This is a genomic window from Thiorhodococcus fuscus (assembly GCF_042682685.1).
GTDB lineage: Bacteria > Pseudomonadota > Gammaproteobacteria > Chromatiales > Chromatiaceae > Imhoffiella > Imhoffiella fuscus.
Genome location: NZ_JBHUHX010000024.1, coordinates 57,694 through 71,212, shown reverse-complemented (window position 1 = coordinate 71,212; position 13,519 = coordinate 57,694). Strand labels below are relative to the sequence as shown.

General features: G+C 62.5%; 15 protein-coding genes. 13 read left to right on the top strand and 2 right to left on the bottom strand.

Annotated features, from left to right (window positions below):
• Positions 1-72 precede the first annotated feature (72 nt).
• Positions 73-1,119: a rod shape-determining protein gene (locus ACFSJC_RS10935; RefSeq protein ID WP_386026560.1), complete on the bottom strand. Its 1,047-nt coding sequence runs from the start codon at positions 1,117-1,119 to the stop codon at positions 73-75.
• 249 nt (positions 1,120-1,368) lie between these two features.
• Here ACFSJC_RS10935 and gatC point away from each other — a divergent pair, with 249 nt between their 5' ends.
• The 3 genes from gatC to gatB all read left to right on the top strand — a co-directional run bounded on the left by gatC (position 1,369) and on the right by gatB (position 4,689).
• Positions 1,369-1,656, top strand: coding sequence for an Asp-tRNA(Asn)/Glu-tRNA(Gln) amidotransferase subunit GatC (gene gatC, locus ACFSJC_RS10930; protein ID WP_386026558.1), 288 nt, complete (start codon positions 1,369-1,371; stop codon positions 1,654-1,656).
• Positions 1,656-3,110 (top strand): Asp-tRNA(Asn)/Glu-tRNA(Gln) amidotransferase subunit GatA, encoded by a 1,455-nt coding sequence (gatA, locus tag ACFSJC_RS10925; protein WP_386026556.1) that lies wholly within the window; start codon positions 1,656-1,658, stop codon positions 3,108-3,110. Before gatC ends, gatA begins: the two co-directional genes overlap by 1 nt.
• Before the next feature lie 127 nt (positions 3,111-3,237).
• Positions 3,238-4,689 carry an Asp-tRNA(Asn)/Glu-tRNA(Gln) amidotransferase subunit GatB gene (gatB, locus tag ACFSJC_RS10920; RefSeq protein WP_386026635.1) on the top strand — a complete coding sequence of 484 codons (1,452 nt, stop codon included), beginning with the start codon at positions 3,238-3,240 and terminating at the stop codon, positions 4,687-4,689.
• Between the two features lie 54 nt (positions 4,690-4,743).
• On the opposite strand, the gene ACFSJC_RS10915 is transcribed toward gatB, so the two are convergent.
• Positions 4,744-5,601 (bottom strand): DUF6920 family protein, encoded by an 858-nt coding sequence (locus ACFSJC_RS10915; protein ID WP_386026554.1) that lies wholly within the window; start codon positions 5,599-5,601, stop codon positions 4,744-4,746.
• Between the two features lie 286 nt (positions 5,602-5,887).
• Here ACFSJC_RS10915 and ACFSJC_RS10910 point away from each other — a divergent pair, with 286 nt between their 5' ends.
• From ACFSJC_RS10910 to ACFSJC_RS10865, 10 genes are all read left to right on the top strand, one after another.
• Complete coding sequence (locus tag ACFSJC_RS10910) at positions 5,888-6,859, top strand: SLAC1 anion channel family protein (protein WP_386026552.1); 972 nt, start codon at positions 5,888-5,890, stop codon at positions 6,857-6,859.
• Between the two features lie 49 nt (positions 6,860-6,908).
• Positions 6,909-7,712, top strand: coding sequence for an OmpA family protein (locus tag ACFSJC_RS10905; RefSeq protein WP_386026550.1), 804 nt, complete (start codon positions 6,909-6,911; stop codon positions 7,710-7,712).
• 116 nt (positions 7,713-7,828) lie between these two features.
• Positions 7,829-8,434, top strand: coding sequence for an imidazoleglycerol-phosphate dehydratase HisB (gene hisB / locus ACFSJC_RS10900; RefSeq protein WP_386026548.1), 606 nt, complete (start codon positions 7,829-7,831; stop codon positions 8,432-8,434).
• A 50-nt stretch (positions 8,435-8,484) separates the two neighbouring features.
• Positions 8,485-9,228 (top strand): 1-(5-phosphoribosyl)-5-[(5-phosphoribosylamino)methylideneamino]imidazole-4-carboxamide isomerase, encoded by a 744-nt coding sequence (hisA, locus tag ACFSJC_RS10895; protein WP_386026546.1) that lies wholly within the window; start codon positions 8,485-8,487, stop codon positions 9,226-9,228.
• Between the two features lie 39 nt (positions 9,229-9,267).
• Complete coding sequence (gene hisI, locus ACFSJC_RS10890) at positions 9,268-9,663, top strand: phosphoribosyl-AMP cyclohydrolase (protein ID WP_386026544.1); 396 nt, start codon at positions 9,268-9,270, stop codon at positions 9,661-9,663.
• 16 nt (positions 9,664-9,679) lie between these two features.
• On the top strand, positions 9,680-9,997 hold the full coding sequence (locus ACFSJC_RS10885) for a phosphoribosyl-ATP diphosphatase (protein ID WP_386026542.1): 318 nt from the start codon (positions 9,680-9,682) through the stop codon (positions 9,995-9,997).
• A 182-nt stretch (positions 9,998-10,179) separates the two neighbouring features.
• Entirely contained in the window at positions 10,180-10,413 is a 234-nt protein-coding gene (gene tatA / locus ACFSJC_RS10880; protein WP_386026540.1) for a twin-arginine translocase TatA/TatE family subunit, read from the top strand.
• A 218-nt stretch (positions 10,414-10,631) separates the two neighbouring features.
• Complete coding sequence (tatC, locus tag ACFSJC_RS10875; RefSeq protein WP_386026538.1) at positions 10,632-11,780, top strand: twin-arginine translocase subunit TatC; 1,149 nt, start codon at positions 10,632-10,634, stop codon at positions 11,778-11,780.
• Between the two features lie 155 nt (positions 11,781-11,935).
• Entirely contained in the window at positions 11,936-12,913 is a 978-nt protein-coding gene (locus ACFSJC_RS10870) for a LysR family transcriptional regulator (protein ID WP_386026633.1), read from the top strand.
• A gap of 202 nt (positions 12,914-13,115) precedes the next feature.
• On the top strand, positions 13,116-13,493 hold the full coding sequence (locus tag ACFSJC_RS10865; protein ID WP_386026536.1) for a helix-turn-helix domain-containing protein: 378 nt from the start codon (positions 13,116-13,118) through the stop codon (positions 13,491-13,493).
• Positions 13,494-13,519 lie beyond the last annotated feature (26 nt).

Genomic DNA, 13,519 nt, shown 5'->3' with positions numbered 1-13,519 from the left:
CTCGGAGCGTAAAGGATTTTGCGAGACTGCCGACGGTTGGCTCTAGGTGGCCGTGCCGGCTCCCTCATGTCCTCACTCGGTGGCGAATAGGCCGGTTTCCTGGGAGTCGAGCAGTTCCAGTGCCCGTCCGCCGCCTCGCGCGACACAGGTCAAGGGATCATCGGCCACCACGACCGGCAGTCCGGTCTCTGCCTCGATGAGTCGGTCGAAATCGCGCAGCAGTGCCCCGCCGCCGGTGAGCACGATGCCGCGTTCCGCCACGTCTGCGCCGAGCTCTGGAGGCGTCTGTTCCAGCGCCATCTTCACCGCCTCGACCACCACCGACAGGGGTTCTTGGAGCGACTCTAGGATCTCGTTGCTGTTGAGGGTGAAGCTGCGCGGAACCCCTTCGGCGAGGCTGCGTCCCTTGACGTCGATCTCCAGCACCTCGCTGCCGGGGAAGGCGGAGCCGATGCTGTGTTTGATGCGCTCCGCCGTCACCTCGCCGATCTGGGTGCCGTAGTTGCGCCGGACGTAATTGATGATGGCGTCATCGAAGGTATCGCCGCCCACGCGCACCGATTCCGAATAGACGATGCCGTTGAGCGAGATGATCGCGACCTCTGAGGTACCGCCGCCGATATCGATCACCATGCAGCCGCGCGGTTCGTGAACCGCCAGCCCGGCGCCGATCGCCGCCGAGATGGGCTCCTCGATGATATAGACCTCGCGGGCGCCGGCTCCAGCGGCGGATTCCTTGATGGCGCGTCGCTCCACCTGGGTCGATCCGCAAGGTACGCAGATGAGTACGCGTGGTCGCGGCTGGAGCATGCGCGACTCGTGGACCTTGTGAATGAAGTATTGGAGCATCTTCTCGGTGACCGTGAAGTCGGCGATGACGCCGTCCTTCATGGGCCGGATCGCGGTGACGTTCTGCGGTGTGCGGCCGAGCATCTGCTTGGCTTCCTCGCCGACCGCCAGCACGGTCTTGCCGCCGCCGGTCTTGTCATGACGAACCGCGACAACCGAGGGTTCGTTCAGCACGATCCCTTGTCCTCGGACATAGATGAGCGTGTTGGCGGTTCCAAGGTCGATCGACAGATCGTTGGCAAACATTCCGCGAATGCTTCGGAAAAACATCTGGTAGTAACCTTCCAGTTGGAGGCGGACGCCAGGCCCACGGTGGCGTCCGGGACCAGCTTGGGAGTCGAGATGCAGGAACGGCAAGACAATTGGGCCGTTAATCTAACAACGCGGCTGAGGATCGGCAAGGAGGATGGCGCGCGCCATGCCGAATGGCTGGTGGCGTGCGGCGCGTGAGTGCGTGAGTTTTCGCCTTCCTCGACCCTATGCTATTTTGACCGGATTTCAGCACACGGCAGGATCGCAATGGCATTGGACCGTTCCGACATCGAGAAGATCGCCCATCTGGCACGTCTGGCGATCGCGCCCGAGCAGACCGAGCGTTATGCATCGGATCTGAGCAACATCCTGGATCTGGTCGCCCAGATGGACGCCATCGACACCAGCCATGTCGAGCCCATGGCGCATCCATTGCACATGGCACAGCGGCTGCGGCCCGATCAACCCACCGAATCGAACCAGCGCGATCACTTCCAGTCCATCGCGCCGCTCACCGAAGACGGACTCTATCTGGTTCCGAAGGTCATCGAATAATGCAGAACAAATCGATCGCCCAATTGGCCGCCGACCTGCGGCTGCGCACCTACTCCAGCGTCGAACTGACCAAGCACTATCTGGAGCGTATCGAACGGCTCGATCCGCGTCTGAACAGCTATGTGACGGTTGCGGCCGACTCGGCCCTGGCCGCCGCCGAGCGCGCCGACCAGATGCTGAAGGCCGGCGATGCCGGCCCGCTCACCGGCATCCCGATCGCCCACAAGGACATTTTCTGCACCCAGGGCATCAAGACCAGCTGCGGCTCGCGCATGCTCGACAACTTCGTCGCCCCCTACGACGCGACCGTCGTCGAGAAGCTGGCGGCGGCCGGCGCCGTGGTGCTCGGCAAGACCAACATGGACGAATTCGCCATGGGGTCGAGCAACGAGACCAGCTTCTACGGACCGGTCAAGAATCCCTGGGACGAGACCAAGGTGCCCGGCGGCTCCTCGGGCGGCTCGGCGGCGGCCGTCGCCGCGCGTCTGTGCGCCGTTGCCACCGGGACCGACACCGGCGGTTCCATCCGCCAGCCGGCGGCGCTGTGCGGCATCACCGGCATCAAGCCGACCTACGGGCGCTGTTCGCGCTGGGGCATGATCGCCTTCGCCTCTTCGCTCGATCAGGCCGGCGTCATGGCGCGCTCCGCTGCGGACGCCGCCTTCATCCTCGACGAGATGGCCGGTTTCGACAGCCGCGATTCCACCAGCGCCGATGTCCCGGTGCCGGACTATGTCGACGCGCTCGACAACGACATCAAAGGGTTGCGGATCGGCTTGCCCAAGGAATACTTCGGCGAGGGACTCGACGCCCGCGTCGGCGCGGCCATTCAGGATGCGATCAAGGAGTACGAGCGGCTCGGTGCAGAGATCGTCGAGATCAGCCTGCCCAACAGCCCGCTCTCGGTGCCGGTCTATTACGTGGTCGCGCCGGCCGAGTGCTCGTCCAACCTGGCCCGTTTCGACGGGGTTCGCTACGGGCACCGCTGCGAGAATCCGGAGGATCTCGAAGACCTCTACAAGCGCAGTCGCGCCGAAGGCTTCGGGGCCGAGGTTCAGCGTCGCATCATGATCGGCGCCTACGTGCTCTCCGCCGGCTACTACGATGCCTATTACCTCAAGGCCCAGAAGATCCGTCATCTCATCGCCGACGATTTCAAGCGCGCCTTCGAGCAGGTCGATGTCATCATGGGACCCACCAGCCCCACCACGGCCTTCCCCATCGGCGACAAGATGGACGATCCGGTGTCCATGTATCTCAACGACATCTACACCATCGCCACCAACCTCGCGGGCCTGCCGGGGATGTCCATTCCCGTTGAGCCAGTCGACGGCATGCCGGTCGGATTGCAGATCATCGGCAACTACTTCGACGAGGCCCGGTTGCTCAACGTCGCACACCAGTACCAGCACGCGACGCATTGGCACCAGGCGGCGCCGACAGGATTCGAGTAAGGACGAATTGGCGTAGGGTGCGATCGCCGAGCCTGTCGCGCCCTATGAATGCCGCTCCGGCGGCTTCCTCTCGGCCTTTCGATTCCATGTCTTGGCGCACTTCGCGCCTTTGCGGTTCAATTCTGATATTCAGGCAGGCCAAGCCATGCAATGGGAAACCGTCATCGGTCTCGAGATCCATACCCAGCTCGCGACCCAATCCAAGATCTTTTCGGGTGCGCCGACCGCCTTCGGTGCCGAACCCAACACCCAGGCATGCGCCATCGATCTGGGGCTGCCGGGCGTGCTGCCGGTGCTCAACGAGCAGGCGGTGACGTTCGCCGTGCGCTTCGGCAAGTCGATCGAGGCCGAGATCGCGCCGCGTTCCATCTTCGCGCGCAAGAATTACTTCTATCCCGATCTGCCGAAGGGCTATCAGATCAGTCAGTACGAGTTGCCGGTGGTCGGCAAGGGGCAGGTCGAGATCGTCCTCGACGACGGCACGGTCAAGACCATCGGTGTGACCCGCGCCCATCTGGAAGAGGATGCGGGCAAGTCGCTGCATGAGGATTTCCAGGGCTTCACCGGCATCGATCTCAACCGCGCCGGCACGCCGCTGCTGGAGATCGTCTCGGAGCCCGATATGCGTTCGCCGCAGGAGGCGGTGGCCTACGCCAAGAAGATTCATCAGATCGTGCGTTACATCGGCATCAGCGACGGCAACATGCAGGAAGGCTCCTTCCGCATGGACGCCAACGTCTCGGTGCGTCCGGTCGGTCAGAAGGAATTCGGCACCCGTGCCGAGATCAAGAACGTCAACTCCTTCCGTTTCCTTGAGAAGGCGATCCAGTTCGAGGTCGAGCGTCAGATCGACCTGATCGAAGGGGGTGGGACCGTGGTCCAGGAGACCCGTCTCTACGATGCGGCCAAGGACGAGACGCGCTCGATGCGGACCAAGGAGGAGGCCAACGATTACCGCTATTTCCCCGACCCGGACCTGCTGCCGGTCGAAATCGACGCGGACTTTTTGGCGCGGGCGATCGCGGATCTTCCAGAACTGCCGGACGCCAAGCGGGCACGTTTCCAGGCCGACTATGGCCTGTCCGAGTACGATGCGGATCTGCTGACCGCGAGCCGCGAGCTGGCCGACTATTTCGAGACGGTCGCGCGCGACAGCGGCGAGCCCAAGCTGGCGGCGAACTGGGTCAGCGGGGAGCTGATGGCGGCCCTCAACAAGACCGAGGTCGAGCTCGGCGCGAGCCCGGTGAGCGCGTCCATGCTGGCCGGTCTGATCGCTCGCATCCAGGACGGTACCGTGTCGGGCAAGCTGGCCAAGCAGGTGTTCGAGGGAATGTGGAACGGCGGCGGCGACGCCGATCAGGTGATCGAGGCCCAGGGCCTCAAACAGATCACGGACACGGGGGCCATCGAGGCCATGATCGATGCCATCATCGCGGCGAATCCGGCCCAGGTGGAGCAGTATCGTTCGGGCAAGGACAAGATCTTCGGTTTCTTCGTCGGTCAGGCGATGAAGCAGAGCGGCGGCAAGGCCAATCCGGCCCAGGTCAACGAGATCCTCAAGCGCAAGCTGCAGGGGTGAGCGCGGACCGGGATGCCGCAGCGATTTCGTCTGCGGCATCCCGGTCGCGAGCGTTTAGGGTGCGAACTTGTAGAGAACGTCGGTGAGTTGTCCGCGCCAGTAGGCGTGGCGACCTTCGGGCAGTATCCAGGCCGCCTCGGCACGTGTCGGCACACGGATCCCGGTGCGGGTCTCATAGTCCCAGAAGCGGCCTTCCCAGGGCGTCTCGATCATGTCTCCATGGGCGAAACGATGACGTGCCTTGGCCCGCACGCTACGGATCATTCCGTTTTCGTCGAATTCGAAGACGAGCGACACGCAGGTGTCGCCGTCGGACAGGGTCGCCTGAGCCGATTCGTCGTCGATCGGTTCCCAGGTGACGCCTTGACTGGGCAGCAGCTTGGTCGGGTACCAGGCCGCCTCGGCCAGGAAGCGCATGAGCTCGCCCTGAGCCAGTCGAGCGCTGCCGCCTTGCTCGCTGACCTTGAACAGTCCAAGGACGGCGGCCTTCGCGAGTCCCTCGCCAGCGATGTAGGCGTCGTGCGCGAAGACCTGGACGCCGGGTGCGCGGCGAATACGGGCGTCCCAGTCGAATCCGGGACGGTGGGTGCTGACGACCTGATTGGATCTGAATGGCGCCCAGCGTTCGCCATGCTCGGCCATGTTGAATTGGCCGGCGTGGCCGAGCTCGGCGACCGCGATCAAGGGTTGTCCGGGCATGAGCACCGTATCGAAGAAACGCTGCACGGGTGGCGGTAGGCCCTCCAGTTCGTCGGGGTTGAAGACCCTGCTGGGCAGTTGGGATCGCGTGCCTTCGAGACGGTTGCGCAACAGGTTTGTTTCCGATTGCCAGCGTGTGATCCCGTAGAGCAGGACCACGACCGGGACGAAGGTGAGGACGAAGAGCAGTGGTAGAATGACGCTGAGTAACATAACCGCTCCTTGGATCGAATGACTGCTTAAGGCCGCATTCGAGCCGGCTGGGTGTCTGTGTCTGGTTTGAAAACGGGCAGCCTAAAAGACGGAACGTTCGGTCGTCCAGTCCTCGACGCGATCCTTGGGGTCGGTTCTGGCGATCCGATCCGGGGCCTCGAATTCGCATGCAAGCCGCGCCTGCTCGGGATTACACTCTCGTCCATCATCCAGCCGTTTCGGACCGCTGGCGGCGTCGGCTCTATCGAGCGCCGTTCAGGCGGAGGGCGGCCGCATCGGAGTCAGCATGGCAGCGCAGATTGCCAGCCGTTCGAGGCTGGAGCATTTCCCCATTGCCTTCTTCGCAATGGTGATGGGATTGACCGGGCTCACCATCGGTTGGGAGAAGGCCCAGGTCATACTGGGACTCGAATGGCCGCTCGCCGACGGACTGCTCGTCCTGGCCGCGAGTGCCTTTGTCCTGCTCGGGACCTTCTATCTGGGCAAGCTGCTGCTGCGCAGCCAGGCCGTCGTCCAGGAGTTGCGGCATCCCATCAAGCTCAATTTTTTTCCAACCATCTCCATCAGCCTGCTGCTGCTCGCAGCGGCCTTTCTCGACCGTCAGCCCTCGGTGAGTTTCGCGTTATGGGGGGCAGGCGCCTCGCTGCATCTGGCCTTCACGCTCTACATCATGAGCGTTTGGATTCATCGCGAGCATTTTCAGGTCCACCACATGAATCCAGCCTGGTTCATCCCCGTGGTCGGAAATGCGCTGGTTCCGATCGCCGGAGTCGGCCTGGGATTCATCGAGGTTTCCTGGTTCTTCTTCAGCATCGGAATGCTGTTCTGGATCGTCTTGCTGACCATCATCTTCAATCGGGTGCTGTTCCATCATCCGATCGAGGAGCGTCTGATGCCGACGCTGTTCATCCTGATCGCGCCGCCATCGGTTGGATTCGTGGCCTACATGCAACTGGTCGAGGGGCTGGACAGCTTCGCTCGGGTGCTCTATTTCGGGGCGTTCTTTCTGACCCTGTTGCTGTTCACCCAGGCGCCGCGCTTTTTGCGCTTGAGTTTCTCGCTGACCTGGTGGGCCTATTCCTTCCCGCTCGCGGCCTTCAGCGTTGCCAGTCTGGTGATGTTCGAGCGCACTGGCGTCGATTTTTACCGCTATCTCGGGGTCGGGATGCTCACCCTGCTGTCCGGCATCGTGCTGTGGCTTTTGACTGCGACCGGTGTCGCGGTGCTCAAGGGCAGGGTCTGTCTCCCCGACCAATGAGCGCCAGCGTGGAAACCCCATTCGCCCACATGGGTCGACGGAAATCACTATGTCCATGACCAATCGGCCGGCCAGATCGAGAACCCTGTTTGCGATCGGCTATCTCTTGCTGACCTTCGTTGCGGGATTGCTGCTCGTCTATCGCGTCGATGACCGACTTGGCATGGATGCCGAGGCGATTCGGCCCCAGGCGTCCTCGCAGCCCGAGATCGCCGAGCCGGTCGCGCAGGCGACATCGACGTCCGCCGCTGCGCCCTCGGAGGATGGCACGCTTGTCGCTCCAGGCGACATACAGAGGAAACTGCGGCGACTGGAGGAGGACGTGGCTTCGCTGCGGCGTCAGCAGGCCGAATCCTTCGAGCGCGAGCATGCACTCATCCTCGAAGAACTGACCTCCATCGCCAAGGCCCACCAGGATCGACTGAACCGGACCCGCGCGCTCTTGAGCGAGACCCAAGAGAACCAGGCGCGATTGGACGCGGACCTTGCCTTCCTGCGGGCGCGTTACACGGAGGAGGGTCTGCTCGTCACTGTGTCGGGGGGCGATCTCGAAGCGATTCGGGCGAGCGGCGTTTCCGAGCGCGTCGCCCGGCTCGCGGATGTCCTCGCCCGCAATCCGCGTCTGCGGCTGTCGTTGCGGGGGCGAATCGATGGCGCTGGTTCCGCATCGGGCGATCGGATCGCCCTGGAGAGCGCCGTGCGCTCGGTCCGCAATCAGTTGGTCGCCCTCGGGGGCGAGGCCGATCGGATCGAGCTGGAGACGCTGGGCGAGGACCGACCGCTCGCCGGGGGCGCGGTGTCCGAAGGGCAGACGCGCGGCGTCTCGGTCGATGTCTATTTCATCTCGCCCTGAGCCGCCCCTGTCTGGCGAGGATAGGCGCGCGAAACGGGCGTCTGGGTGGCGCGGGTCTTATGATCGTCGGCCAGGCTGTGGTTTAATGCCGCTTTAAGGCCGCAGACGACCAACCGATGGCTTCCGAAATCTCCAGCCGCCAGGCTCGGATCGAACGCAATACCTTGGAGACCCAGATCCGGATCGAGATCGATCTCGACGGTAGCGGGTGCTCGCGTTTCCAGACCGGGGTTCCCTTCCTGGACCACATGTTGGATCAGGTCGCGCGTCATGGTCTGATCGATCTCGATATCCAGGCCGTCGGCGATCTGCATATCGATGCGCATCATACGGTCGAGGACATCGGCATCACGCTCGGTCAGGCCCTGGCCAAGGCGCTGGGCGACAAGCGCGGGATCCGTCGCTACGGTCATGCCTACGTGCCCCTGGACGAGGCGCTCTCGCGCGTGGTGATCGATCTCTCGGGCCGTCCCGGACTGGTCTACGAGGTCGACTTCAGTCGCGCCATGATCGGTGCCTTCGATGTCGATCTCTTCGGGGAGTTTTTCCACGGCCTGGTCAACCATGCTGGGATGACGTTGCACGTCGACAATCTGCGTGGGACCAACGCCCATCATCAGGCCGAGACCATCTTCAAGGCCTTCGGTCGCGCGTTGCGCATGGCGGTGGAGCCCGATCCGCGCATGGCGGGCATGACCCCATCGACCAAGGGGGCCTTGTAGGCCCATCCATACTGATCCGATTTTTTCACGAACCGCGAGAGACCCATCCGGTGCTGTTGATCCCCGCTATCGATTTGAAGGACGGGCGCTGTGTGCGCTTGCGCCAAGGCCGCATGGACGACGAGACCATTTTTTCCGACGATCCGGTCGAGATGGCCGGGCGCTGGGTGCGCGAGGGCGCGCGCCGGCTGCATCTGGTCGACCTCAACGGCGCATTCGCCGGCGAACCGGTGAACGGCGAGGCCATTCGTGGCATCGCGGCCGCCTATCCGGATCTGCCGATCCAGGTCGGCGGGGGCATTCGCGACGAGGCGACCATCGAGGCCTATCTCAGTGCCGGCGTGTCTTTCTGCATCATCGGCACCCAGGCGGTGAAGGAGCCCGAGTTCGTCGCCCGCGCCTGTCGCGCCTTCCCGGGGCATGTGATGGTCGGGCTGGACGCCAAGGACGGTCAGGTCGCCATCAAGGGCTGGGCCGAGATCACGCCCTATCGGGTCGAGGAATTGGCCAAACGTTTCGAGAACGACGGCGTCTCGGCCATCGTCTATACGGACATCGGGCGCGACGGCATGCTGAGCGGTCCCAATGTCGAGGCGACCCGCGCCCTGGCCGAGGCTATTCGGACGCCGGTGGTCGCCTCGGGAGGCATCACCGGCATCGAGGATATTCGAGCGCTCGCTGAGGCGGCATCGAGCGGTATTACCGCCGCCATCACCGGGCGTGCCATCTACGAGGGTACGCTCGATTTCGCCGAGGGTCAGCGGCTCGCCGACCGTCTCCGTCAGGCCGGCTGAGCCCGTCTGCGATCGATTCCATCAGGAGCTTCTACGACCATGACTGATGCCTGGCTCGATGCCATCAAATGGGACGCCGACGGGCTGGTTCCCGCCATCGCTCAGGAGGAGGGCACCGGGGTCATCCTGATGATGGCCTGGATGAACCGCGAGGCGCTACGTCTGACGCACGAGACCGGTCACGCGGTCTATTGGTCGCGCTCGCGTGGGCGTCTGTGGCACAAAGGAGAGGAATCCGGCCACCAGCAGAGCGTGCGCGCGCTTCGTATCGATTGCGACGGGGACGTCGTTTTGCTGCAGGTGGAACAGAAAGGCGGGATCGCCTGTCATACCGGGCGCCATAACTGTTTTTTCCGCGAACTGGATGCCAACGGCGACTGGGCAGAAATTTCGCCCGTGCTCCAGGATCCGGATACCATCTATCGCAATCCCTGATTCGGAATCCCCAGATATGACAGATGTCCTGACGCGCCTGGCCGAGGTCCTCGAAGAACGCAAGGCTGCGGACCCGGATTCATCCTATGTCGCGAAGCTCTATGCCAAGGGCTTGGACGCGATCCTCAAGAAGGTGGGCGAGGAGGCGACCGAAACGGTCATGGCGGCCAAGGATGGGGTTCCGGATAAGATCGTGTACGAGGTCGCGGATCTCTGGTTCCACACCTTGGTACTTTTGGCCCACCAGCAACTGAGGCCGGAAGCGGTGCTGGCCGAGTTGGATCGCCGTTTCGGGTTGTCCGGCTTGGAGGAAAAGGCGAGCCGGACCAAGTAAACTTGGATGCTTGTGGCGGTTCGAATCGCGAATAGAGTAGTATTACGCATTGGTTGCGGAGCGTATGGGTCGCCTCTGCGTGCTCGAACCCGCAGGATGCGCCGACGGGCGCGACCGACCCGCCTCAATCTACACTGAACGACAATCGACCAGCCGTTTGCAGGCTGGTCTGGAGATAAAGCATGGGTGCGGGTGGAATCAGTATCTGGCAGCTTCTGATCATTCTGGTGATCGTGGTCTTGCTGTTCGGCACCAAGCGATTGAAGGGCATCGGCTCGGATCTTGGCAGTGCCGTCAAGGGCTTCCGCAGCGCCATGTCTCAGCAGGAATCCGCAGAAGAGAGCGCCCCGCGTGCAGAGCCCTCGGCGCAGACGGATTCCTCCAAGCCGAAGACCGAGGACAAACCCCACGTCTGAGCGCGTCTTGGAGCACGGCGTTATCGATCGGCGTATCGCCTTCGATGCCTACGGTGCCGCGATGAAGGCGGCTTGCCGGCGGCGGTCGACGGAATGCCGTATCCGGCGATGATTGCTGAACGGCGCCCCGTTCGTTCCTTTCGGCTGTCCCGGCCCTCCGTCTAACGCGTTCCAGGCGGTTTCGCGTCCACTGTTTCCTAATCGAAAGAGCGACACCCATGCCCTCTGCGATGCAGCCCGACGATCCGGGCGCTGAACAGCCCTTCCTCTCCCATCTGGTCGAATTGCGCGATCGCATGATCCGCATGTCGATCGCGGTCGGTCTGGTGGTGCTGTTGGTGTTCCCCTTCGCCAACGACCTTTATTCCTTCGTCGCGGCTCCTCTGCTGGCGCAGCTTCCGGTCGGAAACACCATGATCGCCACTCAGGTGGCCTCCCCCTTCCTCACGCCGTTCAAGCTGGCGTTGGTCGGGGCCGTGTTCCTCGCCATGCCCTATCTGCTCTACCAGCTCTGGGCCTTTGTCGCACCCGGGCTCTATCAGCACGAGAAGCGTCTGGCCGTACCGCTGCTGATTTCGAGCATTCTGCTCTTCTACGTCGGCATGGCGTTCGCCTATTTCGTGGTGTTCCCGCTGGTTTTCGCCTTCATGGCCGGGACCACGCCTGCCGGCGTCGAGATGATGACCGACATCTCGTCCTATCTGGATTTCGTGCTGACGCTCTTCTTCGCCTTCGGTCTGGCGTTCGAGATTCCCATCGCGACCATCCTCTTGGTGGCCATCGGTGCCGTGACGCCCGATGCGCTTGCCAGCAAGCGGCCCTACGTGATCGTCGGCGTCTTCGTCATCGGCATGCTACTGACGCCGCCCGACATCATCTCCCAGACCCTGCTGGCCGTGCCCATGTGGCTCCTGTTCGAGCTCGGGGTCTTCTCCTCGCGCATTCTGTTGCGTCAGCGTGAGAAGGAGGGGAGAGGGCCGGACTCGGGTGGGGCCTTGACGACTCCCTCGGTGCCCACGTCTAAGCCCGGTACGACGTCCGGGTCGACGGCTGGCGCTGCGGCTCAGTCGGTTGCGACCGGGTCCTCTGAGCGCTGGAATCCGCTGAGCGAGGATGAGATGGAGGCCGAGCTCGACCTCATCGATGCCGCCGAAGGCGAGTCCCGCGACCAGAACGCCCCCGTTGTCGCACCGTCCGCCGGCGGATCCGTCAATTCGATCGAGGAGAAGATCCGTCGCGCGAATCGGCTGAGGGAGCTGGACAATGAGTTTGCCGCCCGTCAGGTGCTCTACGAGGTCCTGGAGGAAGGGGATGCGGATCAACGCCGGGTTGCGCGCAACATCCTGCTTCAGTTGGATCAAGGCTGATTGGATGACTGTTAGCCGCTCCGTTGATGGCCGTTTCGGTGCGCTACGTCGCACTTTCGCCTCCTGTTCTTGAATCTATGCGCGTATTGCTGTTATCAATGTCTGTGCTGGGATACTATCAATCGTCATTATTGGGCGAAGGGTAGGGTGTGACCGTGGGAGCTGGATCTCAGATTCATTACAAACAGAACCGCCTGAAACAACTGCGGGCGTTCTGTCATGCCGCGCGTACTGGCAGCGTCAGTGCCGCAGCGGAAAAGATCTTTCTCAGTCAGCCGACCGTGTCCCTGCAGATTCAGGCATTGGAGCGTGAATTCGGAACCGTGCTCTTCGAGCGCCGTGGACCGAAGATCAAGCTGACCCCGGAGGGCGATCTGCTGTTCCAGATGGCGGAGCCGCTCGTCGAGGGTATGGACAAGCTCCATGAGACCTTCGCGACCCAATGTGGCCGCGTGGATCAGGGGGTGCTCAACATCGCCGCCGGTGAGTCGACCATTCTCTATATCCTGCCCGATCCCGTGCAGGCCTTTGTCGATCAGTATCCGGGGATCGAACTCAAGCTCCACAACGTGACCGGGCGCGATGGTCTAGCGATGCTGCGGGCGGATGAGGTGGATCTCGCTGTGGGCTCCATGCTGGAGGTCCCGGACGACATCACCTATCGGCCCTTCGTCACCTATCAGCCGACCCTGATCACGCCCAAGAACCATCCTCTCGCGGAAAAAAAGTCCGTTACCCTCGATGAGATCACGCCCTATGGGCTCATCCTGCCTCCACGCCACCTGAGCACCTGGAGAATGGTGGATCTCGTCTTCAAGCAGCACAATCTTGGCTACCGAGTCACCATGGAGGCGGGTGGTTGGGAAGTCATCAAGAAATACGTCGAGCTTGGTCTAGGAATCTCGATCGTGACCGACGTCTGTCTCACAGGTGACGAAAACCTGGGAGTCATCCCCATCGGACAGTATTTCCCCAAACGCAGCTACGGCATCGTGCAACGCCGAGGGAAATTCCTGTCACCTCAGACCAAGTGTTTTATCAAAACGCTGGATCGGGCTTTTGCGGATCGGGTCGTGGAGCCGCAACCCCAAACCGTCGGCGATGCCGAATGGGAAGATGCCTTTCTGGGCTGAGAATCTCGGAAGTCATCTCTGAAGCCAACCACCGGGGACACGGATTCATCGTTCCGTGTTTTACGCCGGACGGCAAACCGACGGCTAAGTTCCCGCATATCGGACGTGTGTAGCCTGCTTGCGCGGGCGAACTTAACCGTCGCCTATCGTACTAACTCTGTGTACAACCAACGAAAGAAGGCTTGTTGAAACCTTACCTACTATGGACCTGACAAAACAAATTGGCCAACGTTTGCGTGCGGCCCGGCAGGAGCAGAAGCTCAGTCTCTCTGACCTTTCCGGTCGTACGAATTCCCTCTCCAAGTCTCGCATCAGCAACTACGAGCAAGGAATTCGCCGGATGGGGCTAGAGGAGGCCCATGAGTTGTCGGTCGCCCTCGGAACTGTAACGCCAACCTATCTGTTGTGCCTCGACGACAAGGATCCGCTGTCGCCGCAGGAGCGTCAGCTGGTGGAACTCTGCCGCCAGACCGACGACCGTGGACGGGAGACGCTCATCAAGCTTGCCGAGGCCGAGGTCGCACTCGGCGTCGCGTCGGAGGAGCCCGTCAGCGAGGACTTCGAGGTTTCGGAGTCTTGATCTAGCGTGCGATTCCGGGCGCATCC

Bases quoted from the DNA above. Each gene is read 5' to 3' on its own strand.
- tatC (WP_386026538.1), top strand. From the start codon at position 10,632: ATGCCCTCTGCGATGCAGCCCGACGATCCGGGCGCTGAACAGCCCTTC.
- ACFSJC_RS10885 (WP_386026542.1), top strand. From the start codon at position 9,680: ATGACAGATGTCCTGACGCGCCTGGCCGAGGTCCTCGAAGAACGCAAG.
- tatA (WP_386026540.1), top strand. From the start codon at position 10,180: ATGGGTGCGGGTGGAATCAGTATCTGGCAGCTTCTGATCATTCTGGTG.
- hisB (WP_386026548.1), top strand. From the start codon at position 7,829: ATGGCTTCCGAAATCTCCAGCCGCCAGGCTCGGATCGAACGCAATACC.
- gatA (WP_386026556.1), top strand. From the start codon at position 1,656: ATGCAGAACAAATCGATCGCCCAATTGGCCGCCGACCTGCGGCTGCGC.
- ACFSJC_RS10915 (WP_386026554.1), bottom strand. From the start codon at position 5,601: ATGTTACTCAGCGTCATTCTACCACTGCTCTTCGTCCTCACCTTCGTC.
- ACFSJC_RS10865 (WP_386026536.1), top strand. From the start codon at position 13,116: ATGGACCTGACAAAACAAATTGGCCAACGTTTGCGTGCGGCCCGGCAG.
- ACFSJC_RS10935 (WP_386026560.1), bottom strand. From the start codon at position 1,119: ATGTTTTTCCGAAGCATTCGCGGAATGTTTGCCAACGATCTGTCGATC.
- ACFSJC_RS10905 (WP_386026550.1), top strand. From the start codon at position 6,909: ATGTCCATGACCAATCGGCCGGCCAGATCGAGAACCCTGTTTGCGATC.
- hisI (WP_386026544.1), top strand. From the start codon at position 9,268: ATGACTGATGCCTGGCTCGATGCCATCAAATGGGACGCCGACGGGCTG.
- ACFSJC_RS10910 (WP_386026552.1), top strand. From the start codon at position 5,888: ATGGCAGCGCAGATTGCCAGCCGTTCGAGGCTGGAGCATTTCCCCATT.
- gatC (WP_386026558.1), top strand. From the start codon at position 1,369: ATGGCATTGGACCGTTCCGACATCGAGAAGATCGCCCATCTGGCACGT.